Annotated in this window: 32 protein-coding genes; 15 read left to right on the forward strand and 17 right to left on the reverse strand. The window is 37.4% G+C overall.

All coding sequences use genetic code 11. The features are described from left to right. The first annotated feature begins 88 nt into the window (after window positions 1-88). From AX662_RS03425 to nrdG, 5 genes are all read left to right on the forward strand, one after another. Window positions 89-1,735 carry a hypothetical protein gene (locus tag AX662_RS03425; protein WP_060971611.1) on the forward strand — a complete coding sequence of 549 codons (1,647 nt, stop codon included), beginning with the start codon at window positions 89-91 and terminating at the stop codon, window positions 1,733-1,735. Between the two features lie 98 nt (window positions 1,736-1,833). Beyond that, entirely contained in the window at window positions 1,834-4,038 is a 2,205-nt protein-coding gene (nrdD, locus tag AX662_RS03430) for an anaerobic ribonucleoside-triphosphate reductase (RefSeq protein ID WP_060971612.1), read from the forward strand. Window positions 4,039-4,127: 89 nt separating this feature from the next. Further along, window positions 4,128-4,259, forward strand: coding sequence for a hypothetical protein (locus AX662_RS11055; RefSeq protein WP_002885877.1), 132 nt, complete (start codon window positions 4,128-4,130; stop codon window positions 4,257-4,259). A gap of 1 nt (window position 4,260) precedes the next feature. Further along, entirely contained in the window at window positions 4,261-4,761 is a 501-nt protein-coding gene (locus tag AX662_RS03435; RefSeq protein WP_060971613.1) for a GNAT family N-acetyltransferase, read from the forward strand. 4 nt (window positions 4,762-4,765) lie between these two features. Further along, entirely contained in the window at window positions 4,766-5,371 is a 606-nt protein-coding gene (nrdG, locus tag AX662_RS03440; protein WP_060971614.1) for an anaerobic ribonucleoside-triphosphate reductase activating protein, read from the forward strand. A gap of 30 nt (window positions 5,372-5,401) precedes the next feature. Here nrdG and yaaA read toward each other — a convergent pair whose 3' ends face one another. From yaaA to AX662_RS03485, 10 genes are all read right to left on the reverse strand, one after another. Next, window positions 5,402-6,133 (reverse strand): peroxide stress protein YaaA, encoded by a 732-nt coding sequence (gene yaaA, locus AX662_RS03445; protein WP_060971615.1) that lies wholly within the window; start codon window positions 6,131-6,133, stop codon window positions 5,402-5,404. A gap of 86 nt (window positions 6,134-6,219) precedes the next feature. Next, window positions 6,220-7,161: a YitT family protein gene (locus AX662_RS03450; protein ID WP_060971616.1), complete on the reverse strand. Its 942-nt coding sequence runs from the start codon at window positions 7,159-7,161 to the stop codon at window positions 6,220-6,222. Further along, on the reverse strand, window positions 7,154-8,905 hold the full coding sequence (gene aspS / locus AX662_RS03455) for an aspartate--tRNA ligase (RefSeq protein ID WP_060971617.1): 1,752 nt from the start codon (window positions 8,903-8,905) through the stop codon (window positions 7,154-7,156). Before aspS ends, AX662_RS03450 begins: the two co-directional genes overlap by 8 nt. 109 nt (window positions 8,906-9,014) lie before the next feature. Continuing rightward, window positions 9,015-9,437, reverse strand: a complete 423-nt coding sequence (locus tag AX662_RS03460) for a hypothetical protein (RefSeq protein ID WP_060971618.1) — start codon at window positions 9,435-9,437, stop codon at window positions 9,015-9,017. A 7-nt stretch (window positions 9,438-9,444) separates the two neighbouring features. After that, complete coding sequence (gene hisS / locus AX662_RS03465; protein WP_060971619.1) at window positions 9,445-10,725, reverse strand: histidine--tRNA ligase; 1,281 nt, start codon at window positions 10,723-10,725, stop codon at window positions 9,445-9,447. A gap of 152 nt (window positions 10,726-10,877) precedes the next feature. Continuing rightward, on the reverse strand, window positions 10,878-11,033 hold the full coding sequence (locus AX662_RS10920) for a hypothetical protein (RefSeq protein ID WP_229040649.1): 156 nt from the start codon (window positions 11,031-11,033) through the stop codon (window positions 10,878-10,880). Between the two features lie 50 nt (window positions 11,034-11,083). Further along, window positions 11,084-11,524: a PTS transporter subunit EIIC gene (locus AX662_RS10925; RefSeq protein ID WP_229040650.1), complete on the reverse strand. Its 441-nt coding sequence runs from the start codon at window positions 11,522-11,524 to the stop codon at window positions 11,084-11,086. Between the two features lie 24 nt (window positions 11,525-11,548). Beyond that, window positions 11,549-11,896: a hypothetical protein gene (locus tag AX662_RS10930; RefSeq protein WP_060971620.1), complete on the reverse strand. Its 348-nt coding sequence runs from the start codon at window positions 11,894-11,896 to the stop codon at window positions 11,549-11,551. A 6-nt stretch (window positions 11,897-11,902) separates the two neighbouring features. Next, a complete protein-coding gene (locus AX662_RS10935) occupies window positions 11,903-12,049 on the reverse strand; it encodes a PTS transporter subunit EIIB (RefSeq protein WP_060971621.1) in 147 nt (48 codons plus the stop codon). A gap of 64 nt (window positions 12,050-12,113) precedes the next feature. After that, complete coding sequence (locus AX662_RS03485) at window positions 12,114-13,226, reverse strand: vitamin B12 independent methionine synthase (protein ID WP_060971622.1); 1,113 nt, start codon at window positions 13,224-13,226, stop codon at window positions 12,114-12,116. A gap of 230 nt (window positions 13,227-13,456) precedes the next feature. On the opposite strand from AX662_RS03485, the gene rpmF reads away from it, so the two are divergent. The 5 genes from rpmF (at window position 13,457) to AX662_RS03510 (ending at window position 16,068) form a co-directional block, all read left to right on the forward strand. Next, entirely contained in the window at window positions 13,457-13,639 is a 183-nt protein-coding gene (gene rpmF / locus AX662_RS03490; protein ID WP_002892130.1) for a 50S ribosomal protein L32, read from the forward strand. Window positions 13,640-13,654: 15 nt separating this feature from the next. Continuing rightward, window positions 13,655-13,804, forward strand: a complete 150-nt coding sequence (gene rpmG / locus AX662_RS03495) for a 50S ribosomal protein L33 (RefSeq protein WP_002262412.1) — start codon at window positions 13,655-13,657, stop codon at window positions 13,802-13,804. 63 nt (window positions 13,805-13,867) lie between these two features. After that, entirely contained in the window at window positions 13,868-14,800 is a 933-nt protein-coding gene (locus AX662_RS03500) for a hypothetical protein (protein WP_060971623.1), read from the forward strand. A gap of 1 nt (window position 14,801) precedes the next feature. Next, window positions 14,802-15,593, forward strand: coding sequence for a hypothetical protein (locus AX662_RS03505; RefSeq protein ID WP_060971624.1), 792 nt, complete (start codon window positions 14,802-14,804; stop codon window positions 15,591-15,593). Beyond that, a complete protein-coding gene (locus AX662_RS03510) occupies window positions 15,568-16,068 on the forward strand; it encodes a hypothetical protein (protein WP_060971625.1) in 501 nt (166 codons plus the stop codon). The genes AX662_RS03505 and AX662_RS03510 overlap by 26 nt, the downstream gene beginning before the upstream one ends. Before the next feature lie 233 nt (window positions 16,069-16,301). Here the strand turns inward: AX662_RS03510 and AX662_RS03515 are convergent, their stop codons facing one another. Further along, a complete protein-coding gene (locus AX662_RS03515; RefSeq protein ID WP_060971626.1) occupies window positions 16,302-16,910 on the reverse strand; it encodes an NUDIX hydrolase in 609 nt (202 codons plus the stop codon). A gap of 162 nt (window positions 16,911-17,072) precedes the next feature. Between AX662_RS03515 and AX662_RS03520 the strand changes: the two genes are divergently transcribed. From AX662_RS03520 to AX662_RS03530, 3 genes are read left to right on the forward strand one after another with little or no spacing between them, the layout of a single operon-like run. After that, window positions 17,073-17,399 (forward strand): PadR family transcriptional regulator, encoded by a 327-nt coding sequence (locus AX662_RS03520; protein WP_037599350.1) that lies wholly within the window; start codon window positions 17,073-17,075, stop codon window positions 17,397-17,399. Further along, window positions 17,386-17,970, forward strand: coding sequence for a DUF1700 domain-containing protein (locus AX662_RS03525; protein ID WP_037599351.1), 585 nt, complete (start codon window positions 17,386-17,388; stop codon window positions 17,968-17,970). Before AX662_RS03520 ends, AX662_RS03525 begins: the two co-directional genes overlap by 14 nt. Next, window positions 17,967-18,812 (forward strand): DUF4097 family beta strand repeat-containing protein, encoded by an 846-nt coding sequence (locus AX662_RS03530; RefSeq protein WP_082757390.1) that lies wholly within the window; start codon window positions 17,967-17,969, stop codon window positions 18,810-18,812. The genes AX662_RS03525 and AX662_RS03530 overlap by 4 nt, the downstream gene beginning before the upstream one ends. A 37-nt stretch (window positions 18,813-18,849) precedes the next feature. Here AX662_RS03530 and AX662_RS03535 read toward each other — a convergent pair whose 3' ends face one another. Next, a complete protein-coding gene (locus tag AX662_RS03535; RefSeq protein ID WP_060971627.1) occupies window positions 18,850-21,219 on the reverse strand; it encodes a YhgE/Pip domain-containing protein in 2,370 nt (789 codons plus the stop codon). Window positions 21,220-21,347: 128 nt separating this feature from the next. On the opposite strand from AX662_RS03535, the gene AX662_RS03540 reads away from it, so the two are divergent. Then, window positions 21,348-21,887: a TetR/AcrR family transcriptional regulator gene (locus tag AX662_RS03540; protein ID WP_037599355.1), complete on the forward strand. Its 540-nt coding sequence runs from the start codon at window positions 21,348-21,350 to the stop codon at window positions 21,885-21,887. 74 nt (window positions 21,888-21,961) lie between these two features. On the opposite strand, the gene AX662_RS03545 is transcribed toward AX662_RS03540, so the two are convergent. Then, window positions 21,962-22,324: a DUF1304 domain-containing protein gene (locus tag AX662_RS03545; RefSeq protein WP_060971628.1), complete on the reverse strand. Its 363-nt coding sequence runs from the start codon at window positions 22,322-22,324 to the stop codon at window positions 21,962-21,964. Between the two features lie 115 nt (window positions 22,325-22,439). On the opposite strand from AX662_RS03545, the gene AX662_RS03550 reads away from it, so the two are divergent. Then, window positions 22,440-22,628, forward strand: a complete 189-nt coding sequence (locus tag AX662_RS03550) for a hypothetical protein (protein WP_060971629.1) — start codon at window positions 22,440-22,442, stop codon at window positions 22,626-22,628. 210 nt (window positions 22,629-22,838) lie between these two features. Here the strand turns inward: AX662_RS03550 and rpsD are convergent, their stop codons facing one another. From rpsD to rplI, 4 genes are all read right to left on the reverse strand, one after another. Further along, window positions 22,839-23,450 carry a 30S ribosomal protein S4 gene (gene rpsD, locus AX662_RS03555; RefSeq protein WP_002885833.1) on the reverse strand — a complete coding sequence of 204 codons (612 nt, stop codon included), beginning with the start codon at window positions 23,448-23,450 and terminating at the stop codon, window positions 22,839-22,841. A 197-nt stretch (window positions 23,451-23,647) separates the two neighbouring features. After that, complete coding sequence (locus tag AX662_RS03560) at window positions 23,648-23,950, reverse strand: Veg family protein (protein WP_002885699.1); 303 nt, start codon at window positions 23,948-23,950, stop codon at window positions 23,648-23,650. A gap of 25 nt (window positions 23,951-23,975) precedes the next feature. After that, complete coding sequence (dnaB, locus tag AX662_RS03565; RefSeq protein WP_002892156.1) at window positions 23,976-25,337, reverse strand: replicative DNA helicase; 1,362 nt, start codon at window positions 25,335-25,337, stop codon at window positions 23,976-23,978. Between the two features lie 43 nt (window positions 25,338-25,380). Further along, window positions 25,381-25,839 carry a 50S ribosomal protein L9 gene (gene rplI / locus AX662_RS03570; RefSeq protein WP_060971630.1) on the reverse strand — a complete coding sequence of 153 codons (459 nt, stop codon included), beginning with the start codon at window positions 25,837-25,839 and terminating at the stop codon, window positions 25,381-25,383. Between the last annotated feature and the right edge of the window lies 1 nt (window position 25,840).

Below are 25,840 nucleotides of genomic sequence, written 5' to 3' on the forward strand. Positions count from 1 at the left end.
GTATTATCTGATATACTTTAAATAAGACAATTAGGAGGCAAGACCCTTCTATTTATAACTTTCCAAATGTCAACAAAGGAGTTTAATTGTGAGTCCATACAACGAAGACAATACTGTAGATTCAAGTGGCTACCAAGGTTATCATCGAAGCCACCATCGATCTCATACACAAGATAGTCAATCCGAAAAGATTGAAGTGACAATTCAAGGACATACCGAAGAATCAGATTCTTCTCAAATAGAGAAAAAAACTAAGATCTCACTTCCATGGAAGCATAAAGGTCATATCCTGATTTTCAGTTTGATCTTAAGTATTTTTAGTATAGCAGTTCCCTGCTTTACAGACTTTGCCAATAATATACAGTCTCAAAACCTTTATATTGCAAAAATGTTTGCCAATGGTAGCTTACCTTACTCCGACTTTTTTGCGACAGGTGGATTCTTTTATTACCTCCTGGTTTCTCTGGCTTTCCGTTTAGGATCAACGCTTTGGCTAATTCCTATACAATTCCTCGCCTACTATCTTTCTGGTAGTTACCTTTACAAGACTGTCATGCACATGACAAGTAAGAAGGAAATTGCCACTCTAATTAGTATTATTTTCTATGTCACTAATGGAACACTTGGTTTTGGTGGGCTTTACCCTATCCAATTTGCTATGCCTTTTGTCCTAGGTGCAATCTTCTTCTTAACTCGTTACTTTGCGGGTCATAGTCGTGACGAAGCCTTTATTCTTTACGGCTTTGCTGGAACTGCCGGGGCCCTCTTTGAAGCTCGAACTCTTATTTTCTGGATATTGTCACTTGTGACAATCTTCGTTTACAACCTTGTCAACAAACACTTTGCTCGTGGTTTTTATCAAGTTCTTTGTATTGTTTTTGGTAATATTCTAGTATTGTATCTATGTCTTTACTTTATCCTTAATTTACAAATTACATCGGACTACATTAACCAAGTTTTGGTTTACAACTTTACACAACTCGCTGTAGAAAAAAATGACTTTCTACTTACATTAGCCTATCAAAGCTTTGCTGTTTTAGGCTCTGGGTTACTTATTGGTGCACTTACTACAAGCAACCACCTTCTTGGTGAGGCTAAAGATAAGAGTATCAAGTGGGTACTGCTCCTTAGTTTTATCTTTACAGTGGTTTACAGCTTGTTCTCTCAAAGTTTTGGACTTTACAGTATACTCAATATCGTACCTTATGGTCTAGTCTTAACAGCACTTTCTTTAGATGATGCTATTAAAAAGAGAGTAGAGCGAACTTCTCACCGACGTCGTAATGGTAACCAGATTCACACACTTAAAGTTTTTGGTATCTTCCTTAGTCGCAATTACTTCTTACCTATTGCAGTCTTTGCATTCGCTTTTGCGATACCAATCATTATGTTCCTATTCAATTTAGGAAATAATACTGAACGTAGTACTGTTGCAAATTACCTCTCTAAAAATACCAAGAAAGATGAAACGATTTACGTTTACGATTCCTCAGCAAAGATTTATTTGGAAAGCAGTCGTAAAGCAGCCTCACAATTTGTTCTTCCAGAACTTAACACAGCTAAATCTAGTCATCAGAAAGCTCTTTCAGATACTATTATCCAAGATTCAGCACAATATATCGTTGTCCAACAGGATACACAACTACCTTCTGAGGTTAAATCTACACTTTCAAAAAACTATAAAAAGGCCCCTGTAAAAGGCGTTAAACGATACATTGTTTATGTCCTAAAATAGGTCAAAAAATCAATATATAGTGGTTGGAATAAAAATATACCACAATATATTGATTTTTTTTTGCCTAGTGCTATAATTAGTAACGAGGTGATTTTTAGATGATTACATTAGAAAAAGAAAAGGTTACAATCAACCCTGATATCAAAGTCATCAAACGTGATGGTCGTATGGTTGTCTTTGATTCAAGTAAAATATATGAAGCTATTCTCAAAGCGAGTGAAGCTATTACACCTATCACACCCTTAATTGAAGCAAAGTTGGAGGGAATTGCCAACCGTATTGTTGCTGAAATCAATGACCGCTTCACTCAAAATATCAAAATATATGAAATCCAAAGCATTGTAGAGCACGAGTTACTCGAAGCTAACGAATATACTATCGCTCAAGAATATATTAACTATCGTACCAAACGTGATTTTGAGCGTTCTCAGGCTACTGACATCAATTTCACCATCAGTAAACTTGTTAATAAAGATCAAGCTGTTGTTCATGAAAATGCTAATAAAGATAGCGACCTTTACAATACACAACGTGATTTAACCGCAGGAATTGTCGGAAAATCTGTAGGACTTAAGATGCTTCCTCCACACGTGGCAAATGCTCATCAAAAGGGAGATATCCATTTCCACGATTTAGACTATAGCCCCTACACACCTATGACCAACTGTTGTTTGATTGACTTCAAAGGCATGTTGGCAAATGGTTTTAAAATTGGTAACGCTGAAGTTGAAAGTCCTAAATCCATTCAAACTGCAACAGCACAAATTTCACAAATCATCGCAAATGTTGCCTCTAGTCAATATGGTGGCTGTACTGCTGACCGTATCGATGAGTTTTTAGCTCCTTACGCAAAACTTAACTACAAAAAACACTTAGCTGATGCTAAAGAGTGGGTAGCTGAAGAAAAACGTGAAGATTATGCACGCGCCAAAACGCGCAAAGATATCTACGATGCTATGCAATCTCTTGAATATGAGATTAATACGCTTTTCACTTCAAATGGACAGACTCCCTTTACCTCTCTAGGTTTCGGTTTGGGAACAAGCTGGTTTGAGCGTGAAATCCAAAAGGCTATCCTACAAGTTCGTATTTTAGGACTTGGCTCCGAACACCGTACAGCTATTTTCCCTAAACTGATTTTTACCTTAAAACGTGGACTTAACTTAGAGCCTAGCTCACCTAACTACGATATTAAGCAACTAGCTCTTGAATGTGCAACAAAGCGTATGTACCCGGATGTCCTATCATATGACAAAGTCATTGAATTGACGGGTTCCTTCAAGGCTCCTATGGGATGTCGTTCCTTCCTACAGGGGTGGAAGGATGAAAATGGTGTTGAAGTTAATTCTGGACGAATGAATCTGGGGGTTGTAACCCTTAATCTTCCTCGAATTGCCCTAGAATCTAAGGGAGACCAAGATAAATTTTGGGAAATTTTTGAAGAAAGAATGGGAATTGCCAAAGATGCACTCGTCTATCGAGTTGAACGTGTCAAAGAAGCTACACCTGCTAATGCGCCTATACTTTATCAGTATGGGGCCTTTGGCCAACGTCTAGGTAAATTCGACAATGTAGATCAACTCTTCAAACATCGTCGTGCAACCGTATCACTTGGTTATATTGGGCTTTATGAAGTAGCATCTGTTTTTTATGGTAGTGACTGGGAGACAAATCTAGAAGCCAAGGCATTTACTTTAAATATCGTAAAAGCTATGAAAAATGCTTGTGAAGGTTGGTCTGACGAATATGATTATCATTTCTCTGTTTATTCAACACCATCAGAAAGTTTGACTGATCGCTTCTGTCGTTTGGATACTGAAAAATTCGGTGTCGTGACTGATATCACAGATAAAGAATATTACACCAACTCTTTCCACTACGATGTTCGTAAAAATCCAACACCATTTGAAAAATTAGAATTCGAAAAAGCTTACCCAGAAGCTGGCGCAACTGGTGGATTCATCCATTATTGTGAATATCCAGTCCTCCAGCAAAACCCTAAAGCACTCGAAGCTGTCTGGGACTTTGCTTATGACCGTGTCGGTTATCTTGGAACGAATACTCCAATAGATAAATGCTACAAGTGTGACTTTGAAGGGGACTTCACCCCAACAGAACGTGGATTCATGTGTCCTAACTGTGGCAACACAGATCCTAAAACAGTTGATGTTGTCAAACGTACTTGCGGTTATCTAGGAAATCCACAGGCACGCCCAATGGTTAAAGGACGCCACAAAGAAATCTCAGCTCGAGTCAAACACATGAACGGTTCAACCATAAAATATGAAGGTAAACACCTTTAATAAGACCTAGAATACATTATAATAAACTAGAAGCAGCTGGATGATACCTTCCAACTGCTTTGCTTATTTCATTTTTAGAAAGGAATATTATGGGAAAATATCAATTAGATTATAAAGGTATGCAACAAGTGGAACGTTACCACGAAAAAAATGCAACCGTCAAAAATGATAAAAAAGCACGTGTCCAAGCCCTTTTGAAAAAAGCTGGAAAGAAGAAGTAATATGATTTTACGCCGTCCAAGTCAAACAGATAAAGAAGCTATCTTAGAGATGATGGCTGAATTTGAAAGGGAGCAAGCTGCTCATGATGGTGGATTTTGGAACGCCGACAATTTTGTTTATGAAGAGTGGCTAGAAGAAAATCTTCAAGCGGAAGCGGGACTCAATATTCCTGAAAACTGGGTTCCTGCTATCCAGCTGGTTAGTTTTGACGAAGCAGGCCAGGCTCTTGGCTTTCTCAACCTTCGTCTCCGATTAAATGACTACTTACTAGAAAAAGGGGGCCATATCGGCTACTCTATCCGTCCATCCGAACGAGGAAAGGGTTATGCGAAAGAATCTCTCCGTCAAGGCTTACAAATAGCTAAAGAAAAGAATATTCATCGTGTTCTGGTCACTTGTAGTATCAAGAATCCTGCTAGCCGAGCTGTTATATTAGCCAACGGTGGTCAGTTGGAGGACATTCGCCATGAAACTGAGCGCTATTGGGTAGATTTGGAGTAGAATCATGACATGGAATACACCAAAGCCACAGGAATGGAAGTCTGAAGAACTTAGCCTAGGACGCATTATTGACTACAAAGCTTTTAATTTCGTTGATGGTGAAGGCGTACGTAACTCCCTTTACGTCTCTGGTTGCATGTTTCATTGCGAGGGATGCTATAACGCTGCCACCTGGTCCTTTAAGGCAGGAATTCCCTATACTAAAGAACTTGAAGAACAAATCATGAGGGATCTAGCTCAACCTTACGTACAAGGTCTCACGCTACTTGGTGGTGAACCCTTCCTAAACACAGGAATTCTCATACCCCTAGTCAAACGCATTCGTGAGGAACTTCCAGAAAAAGATATCTGGTCTTGGACTGGTTATACTTGGGAGGAGTTAATGCTCGAAACTCCTGATAAGCTAGAACTTCTTCAACTCGTTGATATTCTCGTAGATGGCCGCTTTGACATCACTAAAAAAAACCTTATGCTCCAGTTTAGAGGATCATCTAATCAACGTATTATTGATGTCAAAAAATCTCTTGATCAAGGAGCAGTCATTATTTGGGACAAGCTAAATGACGGTCAAACGAACTATGAACAAGTCGATCGTAAAGATATGCTATAAAAAAAGTCTGAGTTGATAACTCAGACTTTTTTAAACGATTTTAACAAAAACTAGCTCATTGTTAGAGGATAAATCCTCACGATAGTTAAAGTCATCAAAAGACAATTTTCGTAAAGCATTAATCGTTTGACAATTCTCCTCCATAACAGCTGTCAAAAAAGCCCCTCTTGCCTTTTTGGAAATCGTAGAGTGAGTCTTAAGAACCCCATTGCGGTCTTCCATAAAGCTAACCGTGAATAACTGCTTACGGAGAGTTGGACTAAAAACATCTTCAAATTCACTTGAAAGTAAAGAAACAACTGGAGCTTGACTCTCCTCTAAAAATTGATCATATTCAGCACGCCAATAGTTTTTTAAGGACTGATTATTAACCTTAATCTTCGTATGAAAGTCATGACGATGTTCTTGAATCGGGTAAAAAGCGGGAATGATTCCATAAAAAGAAGATGTGATAAATACTTGTTGACCTAAGAAATCTTTTTCACATGTGGATAAGTCACTACGTTTGATGTGACGATACATCAGTCCATTAAAAAGCTCGACAGCCGGATAGTTCTTCGCTTCTCCCGACAAAATCGCAGCCCAGCGCTGCTTTTCTTTCTCAGCCTGCTCAGGCTTTATTTTATAAGCTGTGGACAATTCATCTGTGGATAATTTTGCCATTTCAGTTAGGATAGCCGCACTTTTTTTGGATAGTTTTTGAGATGTAACTTCCTTACTGGCCTTCATTTCTTTTGCGGTTGGAATTAAAAATCTAATCATACTGATATTGTAAAGTCAAGCAAGCATTTCGTCAAGAATTCTCTCCAACAAAAAAGAAGCTAACGTTCGTCAACTTCCTTTTTTTGTTAGTCATCTAAATCAACAAAACGACCTAGAATATGTACATTTTCTGCAATGGAGACAAAGGCTTTAGGGTCTGCTTTTCTCATATAATGCTTGAAGTCAGTATACTCTTCACGCGTAATAATCGCCAATAATACGGCTTTCTTTTCGTGATTATATGTTCCTTCCGCATCGTTAATCATCGTTACTCCACGGTGGAGTTTCTTCTGGATCATTCGTACAACTGGATCTGGATTACTTGTAACAATCATAGCCTGCATTTTCTTTTGTTTAGTGAAAATCGCATCCGTTACTCGACTAGAAACAAAAATCGTAACCATTGAATAGAGAGCGTATTTCCAACCAAAAAGAATGCCCGCAAAAACCATGATAATCCCATTGACAATCAAGGAGATATTACCAACATCACGGCCTGTTTTCTTACGAATAGTGAGGCTAACGATATCCGTTCCTCCGCTAGAGATACGAGATTTTAAACCGAAACCAATCCCTGTTCCCATGACCAAACCACCAAAGATAGCATTGATCAAAGGATCCTCTGTCAAGGTTACATGTGGCATCACCTGAATAAAAAGGGAACTCATCGTTACTGTAATGAAGGTAAAGATAGTAAATTTATGGCCAATCTTATACCAAGCCAAAATCAAGAGAGGGATATTAATCGCGTAGAAAGTCAATGATACTGGTATCTCAAAGCCCAAAGTTCTAACACTCAATGCCGATAAAACCTGTGCCAAACCTGTCGCTCCACTGGAGTAAACATGTCCAGGTTGAAAAAAGAAATTAACGGCGATTGACGATAAGAGCCCATAAAGTAAAGACGCTGAGACTTTTTCAGTATACTTTTCACGGGAAATACTACGAACAGCCTGCAAAACGCCCATTCTCTTCGCAGACTTTTTCGCTACAAATTTAACATGTTTATGAAGAGGTGCTTTATTCATTTTCTAAATCTACATGAAGGGCAAGTTCTTCCAACTGTTTATCAGCCACAAGACTTGGAGCCTGAGTCATAGGATCTGATGCCTTATTATTTTTAGGGAAGGCAATCACTTCACGGATATTATCTTTACCTGCAAGAAGCATAACAAAACGGTCAAGACCGATAGCCAAACCACCATGTGGTGGGAAACCATAGTCCATAGCTTCAAGAAGGAATCCAAATTGCTCGTAGGCTGATTCTTCAGAGAAGCCAAGGGCTTTCAACATACGTTCCTGTAGGTCTTTATGATTGATACGTAGACTACCCCCACCAAGCTCATAACCATTCAAGACAATATCATAAGCCACAGCACGAACCTTGGAAAGATCACCTTCAAGCTCTGCTACAGAATCTTCTGTTGGCAAAGTAAATGGGTGGTGAGCAGACATATAGCGTCCTTCTTCTTCAGACCACTCAAACATTGGCCAATCGACAACCCAAAGAAAGTTGAACTTAGTATTGTCAATCATGTCAAGTTCTTTAGCAATCTGATTACGCAAAGCACCAAGTGTGTTATTAGCGATTTCAAGAGTATCTGCTACAAAAAGAACTAGATCATTCTCTTCAAGGTGTAAAGCATCTGTCAACTTTTCTTCAATACTTGTCAAGAATTTAGCAACTGGACCAGCTAGAGCTCCGTCAGTCATCTTAACCCAAGCAAGACCTTTAGCGCCAAATTGTTTGGCAAACTCTGTCAACTTGTCAATACTTTTACGTGAGTATTTGTCTGCATTTTCTTTGACAACAATTGCCTTAACAGCTGGTGCCTCAGCAAACACTTTGAAGTCTACCCCCTTGACAACCTCTGTCAAGTCTTGTAAAAGCATGTCAAAGCGTGTATCTGGCTTGTCAGAACCATAGTTATTCATGGCATCATCATAAGACATACGTGGAAATGGTAGTGTAACTTCAATACCTTTAGTTTCTTTCATGACTTTAGCAATCAATCCTTCAGTAATATCTTGGATTTCTTGCTCATTAAGGAATGAGGTTTCCAAGTCAACTTGTGTAAACTCAGGTTGACGATCTCCACGCAAATCTTCATCACGGAAACACTTAACAATTTGATAATAACGGTCAAAACCAGCATTCATTAATAATTGTTTAGTGATTTGGGGACTTTGCGGAAGAGCATAAAAGTGGCCTTGGCTAACACGGCTTGGAACCAAGTAATCACGAGCACCTTCTGGTGTAGATTTTGTCAACATTGGCGTTTCAACATCGATAAATTCCAAGTCATCAAGATAATTACGGATGGCGTGAGTTACCTTTGCACGGAGCTTAAAGTTTTCCAACATCTCTGGACGACGAAGATCCAAGTAGCGGTAACGCATACGTGTATCATCACTAGCCTCAACACCATCTTTGATTTCAAATGGTGTTGTTTTAGCAGTATTAAGGACTTTAAGGTCTTCAACTTTAAGTTCGACAGCACCTGTAGGCAAGTTATCATTAGCTTGTTCACGCGCTTCAACAGTTCCTGTTACTTCAATAACAAATTCGCTACGCAAGCTCTCAGCTGTTTCAACCACAGTTGCATCCGCATTCTCAGGGTTAACAACCAACTGCATCAAACCTTCACGGTCACGAAGATCGATGAAAATCAAACCTCCGAGGTTACGACGGCGAGATACCCAACCTTTCAAAGTAATAGTAGTTCCGATGTGTTCACTACGAACACGTCCGGCATACATAGAACGTTCCATAAATACACTTCTTTCGTTAATTTTTTAGTCCTAACTATTATAGCAAAAAGCCCATCAAAACCCCACCCATTTCAGGTTAGAATTTTAATAGACTTTCTTTTTTATCAAACTATTTGCCAAATTGTTTCAACAAATCACTAGTATCCACGTAATCTTCAGCAAACTCTTCAAAATCTTCAAAACGATAATCAGCTGTTTCTAAGTCAAGTAAACTATTCCAGCGGAAACCGTAAACATCTTCAATGATAACACTAAGTTCATCAGTTTCCTCGTCTACCTGCCATCCCAAATAACGTTCCTGAGTTTCAAAACTCAAGACTACATCTTGACAATCTTGACGCCAAACTTGACCAAGTAATTGCTGACACATCGCATGATCACTTGCAGGGTCATCATTAAACCAAGTAATTTCATGCTTATCAAGAAAAACAATCAACTGCCAAAACTGTTGTTGGAAACGAATAGGCATACTACGATCAAAAGCCAAACTAAACTTTTCACTCCGTTTGAGCATATCAACTATACTAATCATATGCCCCCTACTTTTCTAACTGTTTGAGGACTGCTGCAAAGTTCTTAGTTAGCTCTTCGAAACTTACAGTAACTTCCTCACGAGTAGAATTATTTTTGACATTAACTTGACCTGACTCCACTTCACTCTCACCTAATGTGATAACAGTCTTGGCCTTGAAGGTATCTGCTGACTTGAATTGTGCCTTAATCTTCCGTCCAAGGTAATCACGTTCAGCTTTAAATCCTTGATAGCGGATAGCTTGAACTAACTCAAGAGCTTTACCATTAACACCTGAACCAAGTACCGCAATGTAAACATCTAGACTTTCTTCCACCGGAAGTTCAATACCTTGTTTATCAAGAACTAAAAGTAAGCGTTCTAAACCAAGTCCAAAACCAAAACCAGCTGTTTCTGGACCACCGAAGTATTCAACCAAACTATCGTAACGACCGCCCGCACAGATTGTCAATTCAGACTTATCAATAGTGGTAATAAATTCAAAAATCGTGTGGTTGTAGTAATCAAGGCCACGTACCATATTAGTATCAATCACATAAGGAATATTAAGACTATCGAGCATGGCACGCACTTCGTCAAAGTGCGCTTGACTTTCGTCATCTAAATAATCAAGAATAGAGGGTGCATTTTCAACTGCAACCTTATCTTCTTTTTCTTTTGAATCGAGTACTCGCAAAGGATTTTCATCCAAACGGCGTTGACTATCTTTTGATAAAGTATCACGCATTGGTGTCAAGTAGTCAATCAAGGCCTGACGATAAGCCAGACGACTATCAGTATTTCCAAGGCTATTCAAATGAAGGGTAACTTCCTTGATGCCAAGCGTATTAAAGAGTTGGTAGGCCATAGCAATGGTTTCAACATCTGTGGCTGGATTTTTTGATCCAAAGCACTCTACACCAAGTTGGTGGAACTCACGCAAGCGTCCTGCTTGAGGACGTTCATAACGGAACATTGATCCAATATAATAAACTTTAACGGGTTTTTGAACCTCTGGCGCAAAGAGTTTATTTTCTACATAAGAGCGTACAACCGGTGCTGTTCCTTCTGGACGAAGTGTAATATGACGGTCTCCCTTATCATGAAAATCATACATTTCCTTAGTAACGATGTCAGTTGTATCACCTACTGAACGTGAAATGACCTCGTAATGTTCAAACATAGGGGTACGAATTTCACCATAATTGTATTTCTTAAATGTTTCACGTGCAACATTTTCTACGTACTGCCATTTAGCACTATCAGCAGGTAAAATATCCTGCGTTCCCTTAGGTTTTTGAAGTTTCATAATGATGATACAGGTCTCAAATAGACCTGCCCTCCTTTTCCGTTATTACAGATATAATCACTCTATTCTATCATAATTTACATAGCTTTTGGGAAATGGTAGAGGTTTTTTCAACGTAAGAAAGAAACAGACCTCTCGGCCTGCCACAATCATTAATCTTCTTTATAAAGAACGAAGGTCACAATGAAAGAGACCACAACAGAAATTACAAGACCTGCAATAGCTGTGTAAAAATATTTAAGTGTGTCTTCACCGATATAGGCTGCAATCGTCAAGAGACCAGGGGAACCGCCCGCAAAATTTCTCACACCTAAAATACCAAGGAAGAAGCCACCTACTCCCCCTGCACCAATAGATCCTATAAGGCTGCTTTATTTTGCAAAGTTACCCCATAAAGAGCCGGTTCCGTAATCCCACAAATCGCAGTAATTCCAGCAGATGAAACCAGAGCTTTTTTATTTTTATCCTTAGTTTTTAAAGCAATAGCAAGAGCTGCTCCACCCTGAGCCACATTTGAAGCTAAAGTACCTGGACCTAAAATCAAAAGTGTTACGTTTGCAGTGATCAAGGTCGTAATCATAGGCACCAAGAAAAATTTAACAGTCTTTGATGAAATTTTAATTGCAAAGCGCTCCACATAACTCATAAACCAAACTGCCAAAATAACAGGAATAACCGTTGATGAGTAAGAAGTTAATGTAAGGGGGATACTAAAGAAAGAGACGCCATGACCTGATTCCTTGGCAGTTGTCACAATCTGCGTAAAAGTTGGGTGTAATAAAATAGCACCAATCAACATCCCCAATTGAGCGGTTGTCTTAAACTATCGAGCTGCTGAAGCACCTAAAAATACAGGTAAAAAATAAAATTCAGCATCAGCAATAAAATTAAGAACTTGATGGTTAACATCATCTACAGCTACTACCTTAAAGACAACCAAAAGAGACAAAACGGCTTTGATCATCCCTGCTGCTGTAATTACCGGTAAGATTGGTGTGAAAATCCCAGAAATAAGGGCTAAAAAGCTTTGAAGAGGAGTTCTGTCTTGTTTTTCCGATGATTCTTTAGACACTTCATCTAGGTCTAATAAGCCTTCCAAAGCACGGTATACATTTGGTACATCACTCCCAACAACAACTTGATACTGGCCACCACTCTTAGCCAAACTCACAATACCTTAGATAGTTTGAACAACTTTATCATCAGCTTTAGAATCATCTGCTAAGGTAAAACGTAAACGTGTAGCACAATGAGTTAGATTATGAACGTTTTCCTTTCCTCCTACAGCTTTTAAAATTTTCGGCCCTATCTCTTGATAATTCATGACACTTCCTTTCTATACTCATAAAAAGAGAGAACAAGCTGAGCCTGTCCTCTACATTTTTCTATTATGACCAAACTTTATCAGTAATTGTTTTAATCAATTGTAATTTATTCCACTCGTCTTGCTCAGTCAAGATATTGCCTTCTTCAGTTGATGCAAAACCACATTGAGTTGAGATACCAAGGTTCTTAAGTGGTACAAGCTCAGCCGCTTCATGGATACGAGCGATAACAGCATCTACATCTTCCAAAGCTGGATCCTTAGAGGTAATCACACCAAGCACCAATTCAACATGATCACGGTTATTCCAAATCGTTGGAAGTGGTGCGAAGCTACCTGAACGCGCATCATCGTATTCCAAGAAGAAGATATCATAATTCAATTTCCCAAGATATTTAGCTACTGAATCATAGCCACCTTCAAAAAGATAAGTTGATTTAAAGTTTCCACGACAAATATGAGTAGCCAAAGTCAAATCTTCTGGAAGACCTTCCAAGGCTTTATTGATAGTGTATACATCATCCTCAGCAATTTTTACCAACTCAGCTGTTTTCTCAGGATTATTTTTTTCATTCTCAAACTGTTGAATCAAATAACCCCAAGTCGTATCATCCAACTGTACATAACGTGCACCCAAATCGTAGAAATGTTGGATGGTATCATGGTAAGCTTTTGCCAAATCATCAAGAAAATCTGTCCATGAATCATAGTAATCTGCATAAAGATCACTACGGTGGTCACGGTTAATGATGAGTGATGGACTTGGAATAGTTACTTTTGGAGTAATTCCTTCAGGAGTCACTGATTTAAGATATTCAAAGTCACGATAGAAAGGATGATTAGGATTTTCGGCAATCTTACCATTGATACGAACGTTGGTTGTACGTGTCTTAGCTCCATGGAATTTATATGAATCTTCTTGTTGGTAAGCTTCAAAACCAGTTAGGTTCCATAGGAAATCAAGGTGCCACCAAGAACGACCAAATTCACCATCAGAAACTACTTGAAGACCATTTTCTACCTCATGATGAACCAATTCCTTAACCAATTCATCTTGTACTTTCAGCAATTCTTCTTGCGAAATCTCACCATTGGCAAATTTTTCACGTGCTTCTTTTAAAGCTTGTGGACGAAGGTAAGAACCAACATGATCAAAATGATATTGAACTTTACTCATAGTTATTTACTCCTTTTTATGCTTTCACTTAATGTAATAATAAGCCTATTCTAGCACTTGCTGCTATAGCAGTGAAATATGTATTTGTTATCGCATGATATAGTTTTTAACTATATCATTTCTTGGAAAGTTTTTTGTCAAGTAACTTTACTTTACAAAAAAGATATGTTATTCTGTTATAGTTGATTTAAAATCAAGAACATAAATATTAATTCGGAGGAAATAGAGAAATGGCAGTACCTGCACGTCACACTTCAAAAGCGAAGAAAAACAAACGTCGTACACACTACAAATTGACTGCTCCATCAGTACAATTTGACGAAACAACTGGAGATTACTCACGTTCACACCGTGTATCACTTAAAGGATACTACAAAGGACGTAAAATCGCTAAAGCTAACGCAACTAAATAATAGAAGGGAGATACCATGCGCGTAAATATTACACTTGAACACAAAGAATCTGGTGAACGCTTGTACCTTACTTCAAAAAACAAACGTAACACTCCAGACCGTCTTCAATTGAAAAAATACTCACCAAAATTGCGTAAACACGTAATCTTTACTGAAGTAAAATAATTGAATTAAAAACCATGAAAATAAGATTTTCATGGTTTTTCTATTACTCAAAGAGGATCTCCTATGACAAAAATAGAAACATTTAGATGGCGTATGTGGCATGTTTATCTCCTTATTTTTATCACTATTCTACTTACAGGTACATTCGTTCGCTATGGTTATAGAATTCAGGCCGCCTATTCCTTAGACGATAGACTTTACGACTATACTAACAAAAAAGTTACTGTAACATCCTTTCAAAACGTCAAAATTGGAAACTTTAACGTTTTAGGTGTTAAGTTTGGAAATGAAAAAGCACTGGAGAGAAGTCAATTAGCTGTTGGTCGCACCTACCTAGCCTTCCAAGAATCTAGGTATAAACTATCTAAGAACAAGAAAGACTCTAAAAATTATGATATTATTCACTATTATCAGCTTGGTAAAGATACTGGAAAAGGACACACTATTAATGTACTAGGCCTTGCTAAAAAACTAGGATATAATAATCCCGGTTCCATGGATAATATCATGTACTCCGATGGTAGGGATGAGTTTGTGAAATTTTCATCCTATGACAACAAAAAAGTATTCTATGTCAATTTACGCACCCAGAAGGCAACCAGAACCAAACCATCAAAAGTCAGTCGATACCACGGGTTTGCTAAACCTTACCGCTATCTCCTTTCAAAGGATAATTTTTCTATAGGTTATAAAGATGCTCCCCTCACTATCAACTCCATGCCCCTTATCTGGACCAAAGAAAGAAATTTTTCTGATTACAAAGATCAAGATGACAACAAATACAGTGACCACTCGCTCAAAAAAAGATTTAGCTTAATCATCGTAACAACTGACTCACTTAATCTGGATGATGCTGTTAAACTGCAAAAAGAGTTAACACCAGATAAGGAGGATATCTATTGGTATTTTACAAGCACTAATACAACTACTGGACGCCTCGAGGAAATTAAAAGTCAAAAAGATTACAACCTACTAGTTAAGGAGAGTCAGAACTAAGATGGTAAAAAATAGCTTCAAATACCTTAAAATTACTATGCCCTTGATTTTATTATTGACCATGATTGCTATCTTTTTCTATTACAATGCTCAAGAAAATATTAAAGGGTTTTATAAAACTCGAGGATTTCAAGGAAAAGTGCAAATAACTGGTATCGGATGGGCAGATAAAATTACTTATCGTATGAATAAAGAAGATGAGGTTAAACATTACCTGATTTTCCATATTGATTATCAAGAGACTATTAATCACAAAACAGCACATGTAAAGACTCAACTGCCTCTCCATATTCAAGATTTACTCTATCCTTACATTGCCAGCCCAACAGAAAGCGACTCAGATTTTAATCGCCAAAATAGTGAATATAAGATTTTACCTGATGAAAGGGAATATTGGGACGATTTTGTTAAAAAGTCTATTAAAATCAACCCTAGAAATCAGAAATTCATCAATGATATCTCTGAAGCTCTAAGCACAGAGAAAGATTTAAAAAATATTATTGTTCAGATAGAACCTGTACCATACACGACGCTCTATACTTATGAGAGGGGACATTCTAAAGCGCTAGGTGGCTATTATGATTTTTCACTTAAAGATGCTCTACGAAACAAACAACTTACTGTCCAATTGAGTTTTCCTTCTGGTTCCACGACTAAAGAAATTGACTTACATTCTCAATTAGAACAGGTACTAAAAAAATCAGAATTACCAGATGGATGGTATATCTTAAATCAAAATAACGACTTTCCAAAAGAGGTACATATTGATGGCAATCAAATTAGAAGTAACTGAAGAAAGAACTCAGAACGAATTATCTGAGGAAGAATGGTCTTTCCCTATTTGGAGATGGGCGGCTTTCTCACTATTTGACACCCTAATCCTAGTTAGTCCCTTGACAAGAGAATTGATTTACCCTGGTGGGAGTGATTCTCGTTTTTACCTAGGTAAATCATTGGGTAACTTGATACTAGATGATACACAACGCTTCATCTTTATTATTATCATTCTAACTCTGTTGCTACCTGCTTTTGCCTTAATCATAGAAAGCCTATTATTTTCAAAAGGATATCCTCTACTTTCAATAATATGTAGCTGTCTAATTTTTGTTAGTGCAACAGTCCTATTTGTCTATAGTCTCAGTATTGTCCCAGATTTTTGGAGCTTTACTATTTATAGTTATATGCTTTACCTTCTCTTCAACATAGGTAACTCCCTAAGAAAGATCAATAGAATCATCAATCTTAGGCAGAATAACACCAAAGCATAACAGCCTGTATCCACCTCCCCTTCTTTTTAGCATAGGAATGACACAAACGAAACAAAAAGTCATTGTCCACTCTGAATTTGACCACCTAGCTAAAAGCTTCGATATTAATTTTGAAAATCATTTTAGGAATACTCTAGACTCATGTCCCAGAAATAAATTTCACTCCTTTGGTACCAAATTAACAATTTAAATAATAGTAAAAAGATCAACATATTACCGTTGATCTTTTATTTTTACTCTAAGCCTTTTAAAATATCTGTAAATCTATGTGTAAACATAGCTGTCATCCCCCATATATTCTCTGTCAAGTTCCTGTAAAAAGGAATATGACGTTCACTGTACCCAAAATTATATTTTTCTCTATTTTTTACCAAGAAAAATGGGAAACCTTTCGCATCACTCAAAGTAGAAGTGACTTTGTAATAAACCGGATCTTCTGTCAACAACGTGTCAACACAAACTGTAAACAACCGTTTCACCTCTTCATTTGGATGAATATGCTCCCAATTTTCTATATTTATCTTTCCAACAAAGCAATGGATGGTTCTCCCCTGATGAATCAGATAATCAAGCTCTCCCCAAATGTCAATTTGATTAGGAACTAGGTTTAATTCTTCACAAGTTTCTCGTATAGCAGCTTCCTGAAAAGTCTCACCATTTTCGACACGCCCACCAGGAAAAGAGACCTCACCTGGTTGAGAAATATGCTCACTTCGTACTTGGTAAAGAATTTGATACTTATCAGTTTTTACATCATATATTAGGGGTAAAAGCACCGCATAGCGTCTTTTCTCCCCTAGTGGCTTCGGCTCGTAACGAGCTAGTTTATCTTTAATAGTCATAAGAACTCCTTGACTTCATATTATCATAAAAAAGAAGATATCCCTATTATATAAAATTTTTATATATAAAATATTGACATATATTTCTAAAAGAGATACACTCTATATGTAAAATAATTATATATATTTTTTATACATATCCTAGAAGCAAAGGAGCACACTATGTATTTTCCAACATCATCAATACTGATAGAGTTCTTAATATTAGCTATTATCGATAGAGAAGACTCTTATGGCTATGAGATTAGTCAAACAATAAAGCTTGCGGCTAATATTAAGGAGTCAACACTTTATCCTATTCTAAAAAAGCTTGAAAAAGCAGGCTATATGACCACCTATAGCCAAGCGTATCAAGGGCGTAAACGTAAATATTACAGTATTACCCAAGAGGGAAAAGAGCAACTTCAATTTCTTAATGAAGAATGGTTAACCTATAAAGAAACTCTGGACGGTATTCTAGAAGGGAGATTAAGACATGACAAAGACTGAATATATAGCCAAATTAACAAAATATCTACGAAAATTACCACAACAGGACTACGAAGAAGCTATAGAATATTTCATGGAATATTTTGAAGAGGCTGGACCTGAGAATGAAGCTCGGGTTATTGCAGAACTGGGTACACCTAAGGAAGCCGCACATGAAGTCATTAGTCGTCTTCTAGAAGAAAAGATTGTTGAGGACAAGAGCAGCTTACGCAATAAAACAACTATCCTTTGGATTGCGATTCTAGCTGTTTTAGCCAGTCCAGTCGCCTTACCAATTCTACTATTCTTCTTAGCTATGATAGTGACACTTCTTATGATTATTTTCGCAGTTATAGTGACTGCCTTAGCTCTTACTTTTGCTTTACTCATTAGTGGTGTTTACACTTTCTTTACAAGCTTCTCTCTCTTAAGTGTTTCACTAGCTTCAACACTGTTTGGAGGAGGTCTAGGTCTATTGATGTTTGGAGGAGCACTCTTACTACTTTTGATTTCGTTTGAAATCTGTAAACTTATTGTAAAGCTAATTACCCTATTGATTAAATGGCTCATCAAGAAAGGAAGAAAATCATGAAAACTTGGAAAAAGATCATCCTCGGAGTGTCCCTTATCTCTCTATTTTTAGGAGGAGGATTCGTAGCTTGGGGTTATAGCCAAGGTGGCTTAACAGATTTACAAAATCAAACTATAAGTGAGCAAGATTATGTCAAGAAAGAAGTTGAGGACTTCAATAAAATTGATATTAAAAGTAGTAGCTACAATGTGCTTATAAAAAATGGTGATGTTGACAAAGCAACGCTTTCTTACTACCAAAAAACAAAAAATCCAATTGACACATCTGTAAAGGATGGTCAATTGACTATCAATGATAGCAACTCTGAATTAGATTCAACTTCTAACAAACATATTAACTTTTTCGGATTAAAAGATTTAGTGAGGCTTTCTACTCTCAACGAGGAAGTCAGAAAGAAAACCATTATCATTACACTCCCTAAAAAACAAACGATTGATTTTTTAAAGGTTGATTTAGCAACTGGAAATCTAGATTTAAGTAATAGCACCATCAAACAAGCAGATATCAATCTAAATGTAGGGGACCTAACTTTTACTAAAATGATTGTCAGCAACCTAAAAGCTAACCTTGATGTTGGTAGTGTTGATAGTAATCATACACTTTTTACTAACTCAGATTTATCTATTGCAATGGGAGATTACTCTGGAGATAACCTAATTTTCAATGGTCACAATAAACTTGATGTTACATCTGGTGATATTGAACTAGCTCTTAAAGATTACACGCTCAATGTTCAAGCCGATAGTCATTCAGGAGAGGTAGACATCACAAATAACCTTAAAATCTCAAAGGATAACTCACTAACCATTACCTCAGACCTCGGTGATATAACTGTTGAATAACATAAAAAGCCAGCTCACATTAGAGCTGGCCTTTAGTTTATTCATTTTCAGACTTTGGTCTATAAATAATAATACCTACAACTACAAAAATAAGTAAGAAAATGAATAACATACGTACTTGATCTGAGATCTGTCCTGTCATTGAAATAGTTTGACGAAGACCTGATACCGAGTAGGACATTGGTAAGAATGGTTGGACGACCTTAAAGAACTTAGGACTAAGTTCAATTGGATAAGTTCCTGCACTAGAACCTAACTGCAAAAGGAGTATAATCATGGAAGCAAATGCACCATATCTATCATCCCAACCCACAAGGGCTGTAACCAGCGCCATTAAAGTACATGCTGCAAGGAGAATCATACCAAATGTAGCTAATGGATGATTTGGTTCAACTCCCACAAATCGAATGGCAATATAAAGCGCAATAGCAGCCATAGTTGTAATAATACCATTGATAAGTAACTTATTCTTAGCCCAATCAAAACGACCCGTAAATTTTCTTCCTGTCAAGCTCTTAGCAAAGATAACATTAGTTGAAAGAGCGACAACCATAAGAGAAACAGAAATCATATATGGAGCCATTCCCACACCATTAGTGTCAACCTTATCCTTATCAGTTTTCTTCTCTTTGAGCGGAGCACTCACCATTTTTGAATTGTCTGAGTTTACAGAAACAAGAGAGAGTTGCTGATTAGCTTTGTTTAATGAATCAGATAATGTAGAAAGGTTAGTTGACAGACTTGTCAAACCATTTGTTAAGGTGTTTCCTCCAGTTGCTAATTGTTGAGCACCTGCATTGAGAGCACTTGTACCACTTTGAAGAGTAGAAAAACCAGTCATTAAACTACTACTGTTAGCATCTAGAGTTTGAGCGCCACTAGCAATTGTTGACACAGCACCAGTATAAGTTGACAAACCAGTTGAAAGTGCGCTTGCACCTGTTGCTAGAGTACTTTGAGCGGTTGACACACCTGAAGCCACTTGAATTGCTCCTGGTGATAATTGATTGACAAGTACCGAATTGACATTAGCAATATTAGCTTGCATTGATGATACCGTTGATGAAGCTACAGGAAGAAGAGCATTCGCCGAACTTGCAATGCCTGAAATAGATGTTTGTAGAGAAGCTAAACTACTTGAATCTCCGCTACTAGTTGTTGTCGTACCTGTCAAGCTAGATAAGGCCGTTGACATACTTGACACTTCTGATGCAATAGTTGAAGCGTAACTACTAGCCGTAGATCCTGCGTTACTAATTGCCGATGTAATCTCTGCTTGTTGATCTGCCGTCAAGCTTTGATAAGCAGCTGTTCCTTGTACCGCAGCCAAATCGTTCGCTTTGTCAGTGGCACTAGCCGTAGCTATAGAACTAGCCGCAGAAGAAATATTTGAAAGATAAGTCGCTATTGAACTTGTATCTACTGATGTTGTTGATGTTCCACTAGGTAATGATGTGTTACTTACCGCTGTATTGAGATTTTGAATTGCTGTATTTAAATCGGTTAAATTAGTTGACAAGGTTGACAACTGTGCTTGCTGTTCTTCAGATAAACTTGTTGCCGTAGCCATTTGACTGAGTGCAGTTGACAAAGAATCTGCACCAGTAACTAAGGTACTCATAGCATCTGCTCCTGATACAAATTGACCTGCAGCAGAATTAACAGCCTCAGAGTTAGCATTTAACTGTGACAAAGCACCTGACAAAGTTGACACACCTGAAGTATAGGCAGATGCACCTGAACTCAAGGTATCAACACCTGTAGCCAATGTCTGTGTAGAACCAGCAAGAGTTCCTAAACCACTTGATAAGGTCTGACTCCCAGACTGAAGTGCGCCTGCACCTGCGTATAATTGACTAGCTCCATTCGCCGCAGTTCCCATACCACTCTGTAGTTGAGTCATACTCTTAAAGACAGCTCCAACATAAGTTGACGTAATATTTTTAGAAACGGTATCCTTTAACTTAGACATGGCAGAATCGCTCATTTTTGAAGAAACGAAGCTATGCCCTGCTGTTGTCTGATAAGAAATTTCAAGTTTCTTAGGATCATTTGTCAAAAGACTTGCTGCATTACTTGAGAGATTTTCTGGAAAAGTGATTACCATATAGTAGTCACCATCATCAATTCCTTTTTTGGCTTCATTTTCAGTCACAAAATGATAGTCTAGATTTTTATTTTTAGACATATTGTCTACCATATCATGACCAATATTTAGAGTTTTATTCTGGAAACTAGCACTCTTATCTTTGTTCACTACGGCTACTGGCAGATGCTTTACATTTCCATAAGGATCCCACATAGAAGATAAAAAGATTAGATTATATAAAGCGGGTATCAATGAGACACCAATAATAGTTATCCAGAGCTTTGGACTTTTAAGAAGCGCCTTTAATTCTGCTAACATATTTCTCCTTTTTAGACATTGTGTTTATTTTTATGATATAATCAATTATAAACTCATTTACATGAAAATCAATGTTAAATAATTAGTTTTTGGACACATAGTCTAAGAGTGTATAAAAGGAGATTTGTATGTCAAAAGATCAAAGGCGAGCTCAAACTAAAAAAGCTCTTTTAGATGCTTTAGTAATATGCTTAAAAGACCAAGATTTCAATGATATTACTACCATTCGTCTGGTTCAAACAGCTGGGATTAGCCGTTCGAGTTTTTATACCCACTACAAAGATAAGTATGAAATGATTGATAGTTATCAGAAAGAGCTTTTCCATAAACTAGAGTATATCTTCGATAAATACGAAGGAAAGAAAGAGGGAGCCTTCCTCGAAATCTTTGAATTTCTTACTCGTGAAAAACTCCTATCAGCTCTATTGTCTACCAATGGATCAAAAGAAATTCAAGATTTTCTGATACATAAACTTCAGCGTATGATAGCTGAGGACTTCATTGTCCCTACTGCTGAAGAAAGATCTCTAAAAGGATTTGAGAAAGACTATGCTAGTATTTATTTTGCGCACGCTATTTTTGGTGCTTGTCAAGCCTGGATAAATAAAGGAAAAAAAGAATCCCCCCGAGAAATGACAGATTTTCTTCTACGATTTATTCCACAATAAAACAACTTCAAAAGCATAAAAAGCTGCAAACCATTTCAACAGTTAAAGCAGCTTTTTCTTTTACAATAAAATCCTTAAAATAAGGAAATGATAAGTGAAAGTAAGGTCAAGATTGCGGGTCCACCTTGCGTTAAAATAATTTTCTTATTTGCAGTTATAGCACCATAAATAGCAGCAAAGAAAACATTGAGTACAAAAACAGTTACAAGTAGCTGACTACTTGTGAAAATCCCATACAAGAGGAATATAGCAATCAAACCATTGTAAATCCCTTGATTTTTAAATAAGTTTGTAACAGAATCACGTTGAAGTTCTTCTTTACTCATATTGAAAACACGACTAGTCGTGTCTGAATGTGTCGCAAAAGTTTCCAAATACATGATATAGAGATGCTCCAAAGCAACAATCCCAGCTAAGATTAGTGTAATAATAGACATAGTAGCCTCCTTCTTAAATAACTTTGACAGTATATCAAAAGTAAACTTTTAAAACAACATGTATGCTTCATACAATTTGAAATATGGTAAAATAAAGAATGAAAGAGAGGTTCTTATGACAAAGACAGAAGTAATCCAACGTCTCCAAAAAGATTTGGGAATTCCTAGATTTCATGCTTATATAGAGGATAAAGATTACTCCGAAGAGGAGTACGACCAACTAAAAAAAGATTTTGAAAGCTACTTCACCAACTACGTTTCAAACGTTTCAGCAGATTTTGAAGGCGGATTGGATAATAAATAATTTATACCTCAAAATCATCTATCATCATGTTACGAATCCCTTAGTCACTTGTATCAGACTAGGGGTCTTTTTAATATTCGAAAACAAAAAGCCGTCTCATTCTATGAAATGGCTTTAGGAAACTTGTAACTGAACAAACCTAGAAATCAATGATTTAAGACAAACAAAAAAGCCCATAACAACGGGCTTTTAGATACAATAATCTTAAAATTAAAGCATTTTGTTGTAGAATTCAACGACAAGTGCTTCGTTGATTTCTGGGTTGATTTCATCACGTTCTGGAAGACGTGTCAATGAACCTTCAAGTTTTTCAGCATCGAATGATACAAATGCTGGACGTCCGATAGTAGCTTCTACTGCTTCAAGGATAGCAGGAACTTTAGCTGATTTTTCACGAACTGAGATTACTTGACCAACTTCAACGCGGTATGAAGGGATATCAACACGTTTACCATCAACAAGGATGTGACCGTGGTTTACGAATTGGCGTGCTTGACGACGAGTAGTTGCAAGACCAAGACGGTAAACAACGTTGTCAAGACGACGTTCCAAAAGAACCATAAAGTTGAAACCAAGTGTTCCACCTTTAACTTTAGTAGCTTGTACGAACAAGTTACGGAATTGTTTTTCACCCAAACCGTATGAGAAACGAAGTTTTTGTTTCTCAGCCAATTGCAAACCGTATTCTGAAAGTTTTGAACGGTTGTTTGGACCGTGTTGACCTGGTACGTAGTTACGACGTGCCAATTCTTTACCTGTGCCTGTAAGTGAGAAACCAAGGCGACGTGATTGTTTCCATGATGGACCTGTATAACGTGACATTAATAATGTCCTCCTATAAAAAATATTTTTAGGAAATAACGTTTTAGATAAACCTGATTCGTTCAGAAAGACTTCGCCCAAACAGCAAAGGTTACTTTTCTAGCCGACTTCCTGTTGACGAGCTTCATTTTATCCTGCTATTATTTCACATACTTAAATATTTTACCACGAAAAAAAGCCCAAGTAAAGGCTTTTTCTTATTTATTTTCGATTTCAGCTTGTTCCTCAGGACTCAAATAACGAATGAGAGTCTTCTCAGTCAAAATATCTGAATAAGTGTAAGATTCAACATAACTATTATTAATAGCTCCTGCTTGGGAACTGAAGTCTTGATATTCAACAATAAACAATGATGGATAAACTTCTGTCAATCGACCAATTTTATTCTTTTCACGTTTACGCCCATTCTCTAGGGTCAATTCTACTAGCTGACCTTCATGTGACTTAATAGCTTCCTTGATGTTTTTCATCTTAGCAACATCTGCAAATGCATCACTCATATATATATCTCCTTAAATCTGAAAATTATGATTCCTCAAACTGAGCAATCGATGAAAATTTATTGTATTCTTTTTGGAATAGTAACTTGACTGTTCCACGCGCACCAGCACGGTTTTTTTCTAGGATAACTTCGATGGTATTATCTTCAATCGCATTTTCTGGTTCTTCACCCTCTTTTCGGTAGTAATCATCACGATACAAGAAGGCGACAATATCGGCATCCTGCTCGATAGATCCTGACTCACGGATATCAGATAAGACTGGACGTTTGTCCTGACGTTGTTCAACCCCACGAGATAACTGACTCAAGGCAATTACAGGAACTTTGAGCTCCTTGGCCAGGATTTTTAACTGTCTTGAAATATCTGAAACCTCTTGTTGGCGATTTTCTGGTCGCGTACCTGTAATCAACTGCAAGTAGTCAATCACAATGAGACCAAGACCACCCTCTACTTCTTGTGACAATTTACGGGACCGTGCACGAATCTCAGTAATCTTTATACCAGGGGTATCATCTATGTAAATCGGTGCCTCAGCCAGTGCTCCTTGAGCAATCATAACATTATTCCAATCTTGCTCTGTCAATTGACCTGTACGTAAAGCATGAGAATCAATCATCCCTTCAGCTGCCAACATACGATCAACCAAGCTTTCTGCACCCATCTCTAATGAAAAGACTGCAACAGCTTTATTTTGCTTGGTGCCAACATTCTGAGCAATGTTCAACACAAAGGCTGTTTTACCAACTGCGGGGCGAGCTGCTAAAATAATTAATTGATCAGGGTGTAAACCTGTTGTAATCTTGTCAAGGTCACGGAAACCTGTTGGTAATCCAGTAACATCTGATGTTTGCTGAGAACGCATCTCCAAGGTATTAAAATTGACGTCAAGAACTTCAGATATTTTGCGGAAACCACTACGATTACTATGCTCTGAAACATCAACCAAGGCTTTCTCAGCATTCGCAATAATTTCATCAGATTCCGTTGCGCCCTCATATGCTTGGTTGACAGTCTCTGTCAGCCTATTTATAATACGTCGAAGCATGGCTTTCTCAGCCACAATCTTAGCATAGTACTCAGCATTTGCGGATGTTGGGACACTATTGACCAAATCTACAAGATAAGAAATACCCCCTATATTTTGGAGGTCATCTTGGTCATCTAAAATGGTACGTACTGTCGTGGCATCAATGGCATCATTTCGATCCGACAGCGTTACCATTGCTTTAAAAATGACACGATGGGAATACTTGTAAAAGTCGTCTGCTTCGATAAATTCTCGAACTGTAATCAACTTTTCCGGGTTAATGAGAATAGCCCCTAGAACAGACTGTTCCGCTACTAAATCATGAGGTTGTACTCGTAATTCTTGAGCCTCTGCCACAATTATTCCCTCCTTTACAAGATTTACTTATAGTGTCAACGAATTACTCAGCACTATTTTTGATGTTAATTTTAATTTGTGCGCTCACTTCTTTATGAAGCTTTACAGGAACCTCAATCAGACCAATCGCACGAATAGGATGTTCAAGTTCAATATGACGTTTATCAACTTTTATACCAAATTGTTTTTGAAGTCCTTCTGCAATCTTTTTGGCTGTAATTGAACCAAAAGTACGTCCGTCTGGTCCGACCTTCTCAGTAAATTGAAGACGATTTTCTTCTTTTTCAAGTTGCTCTTTAACTTGATTCGCTTCAGCCAACAACTCTGCTGCATGTTTTTCTTCAGATTTTTGCTTGCCTTTCAACTCACCGATAGCTTGGTTTGTCGCTTCCTTAGCAAGATTCTTTTTAATCAAGAAGTTTTGGGCATAACCTGATGGTACTTCTTTAATTTCGCCTTTTTTACCTTTACCTTTAACGTCTTGTAAGAAAATAACTTTCATT

The sequence above is a fragment of the Streptococcus sp. CCH5-D3 genome (assembly GCF_001556435.1).
GTDB lineage: Bacteria > Bacillota > Bacilli > Lactobacillales > Streptococcaceae > Streptococcus.

Excerpts from the sequence above, each read along its gene's own strand:
- AX662_RS03540 (WP_037599355.1), top strand. The coding sequence starts at position 21,348 with ATGTCAAAAGATCAAAGGCGAGCTCAAACTAAAAAAGCTCTTTTAGAT.
- AX662_RS03550 (WP_060971629.1), top strand. The coding sequence starts at position 22,440 with ATGACAAAGACAGAAGTAATCCAACGTCTCCAAAAAGATTTGGGAATT.
- rplI (WP_060971630.1), bottom strand. The coding sequence starts at position 25,839 with ATGAAAGTTATTTTCTTACAAGACGTTAAAGGTAAAGGTAAAAAAGGC.
- AX662_RS03535 (WP_060971627.1), bottom strand. The coding sequence starts at position 21,219 with ATGTTAGCAGAATTAAAGGCGCTTCTTAAAAGTCCAAAGCTCTGGATA.
- AX662_RS03560 (WP_002885699.1), bottom strand. The coding sequence starts at position 23,950 with ATGAGTGATGCATTTGCAGATGTTGCTAAGATGAAAAACATCAAGGAA.
- nrdG (WP_060971614.1), top strand. The coding sequence starts at position 4,766 with ATGACATGGAATACACCAAAGCCACAGGAATGGAAGTCTGAAGAACTT.
- hisS (WP_060971619.1), bottom strand. The coding sequence starts at position 10,725 with ATGAAACTTCAAAAACCTAAGGGAACGCAGGATATTTTACCTGCTGAT.
- AX662_RS03515 (WP_060971626.1), bottom strand. The coding sequence starts at position 16,910 with ATGACTATTAAAGATAAACTAGCTCGTTACGAGCCGAAGCCACTAGGG.
- AX662_RS03500 (WP_060971623.1), top strand. The coding sequence starts at position 13,868 with ATGACAAAAATAGAAACATTTAGATGGCGTATGTGGCATGTTTATCTC.
- AX662_RS10925 (WP_229040650.1), bottom strand. The coding sequence starts at position 11,524 with ATGTTGATTGGTGCTATTTTATTACACCCAACTTTTACGCAGATTGTG.
- rpmG (WP_002262412.1), top strand. The coding sequence starts at position 13,655 with ATGCGCGTAAATATTACACTTGAACACAAAGAATCTGGTGAACGCTTG.
- nrdD (WP_060971612.1), top strand. The coding sequence starts at position 1,834 with ATGATTACATTAGAAAAAGAAAAGGTTACAATCAACCCTGATATCAAA.
- AX662_RS03525 (WP_037599351.1), top strand. The coding sequence starts at position 17,386 with ATGACAAAGACTGAATATATAGCCAAATTAACAAAATATCTACGAAAA.
- rpsD (WP_002885833.1), bottom strand. The coding sequence starts at position 23,450 with ATGTCACGTTATACAGGTCCATCATGGAAACAATCACGTCGCCTTGGT.
- AX662_RS03505 (WP_060971624.1), top strand. The coding sequence starts at position 14,802 with ATGGTAAAAAATAGCTTCAAATACCTTAAAATTACTATGCCCTTGATT.
- AX662_RS03530 (WP_082757390.1), top strand. The coding sequence starts at position 17,967 with ATGAAAACTTGGAAAAAGATCATCCTCGGAGTGTCCCTTATCTCTCTA.
- AX662_RS03485 (WP_060971622.1), bottom strand. The coding sequence starts at position 13,226 with ATGAGTAAAGTTCAATATCATTTTGATCATGTTGGTTCTTACCTTCGT.
- AX662_RS03510 (WP_060971625.1), top strand. The coding sequence starts at position 15,568 with ATGGCAATCAAATTAGAAGTAACTGAAGAAAGAACTCAGAACGAATTA.
- AX662_RS03450 (WP_060971616.1), bottom strand. The coding sequence starts at position 7,161 with ATGAATAAAGCACCTCTTCATAAACATGTTAAATTTGTAGCGAAAAAG.
- AX662_RS11055 (WP_002885877.1), top strand. The coding sequence starts at position 4,128 with ATGGGAAAATATCAATTAGATTATAAAGGTATGCAACAAGTGGAACGT.
- yaaA (WP_060971615.1), bottom strand. The coding sequence starts at position 6,133 with ATGATTAGATTTTTAATTCCAACCGCAAAAGAAATGAAGGCCAGTAAG.
- AX662_RS03520 (WP_037599350.1), top strand. The coding sequence starts at position 17,073 with ATGTATTTTCCAACATCATCAATACTGATAGAGTTCTTAATATTAGCT.
- AX662_RS03460 (WP_060971618.1), bottom strand. The coding sequence starts at position 9,437 with ATGATTAGTATAGTTGATATGCTCAAACGGAGTGAAAAGTTTAGTTTG.
- AX662_RS03545 (WP_060971628.1), bottom strand. The coding sequence starts at position 22,324 with ATGTCTATTATTACACTAATCTTAGCTGGGATTGTTGCTTTGGAGCAT.
- rpmF (WP_002892130.1), top strand. The coding sequence starts at position 13,457 with ATGGCAGTACCTGCACGTCACACTTCAAAAGCGAAGAAAAACAAACGT.
- AX662_RS10935 (WP_060971621.1), bottom strand. The coding sequence starts at position 12,049 with ATGAATTATCAAGAGATAGGGCCGAAAATTTTAAAAGCTGTAGGAGGA.
- aspS (WP_060971617.1), bottom strand. The coding sequence starts at position 8,905 with ATGGAACGTTCTATGTATGCCGGACGTGTTCGTAGTGAACACATCGGA.
- AX662_RS03435 (WP_060971613.1), top strand. The coding sequence starts at position 4,261 with ATGATTTTACGCCGTCCAAGTCAAACAGATAAAGAAGCTATCTTAGAG.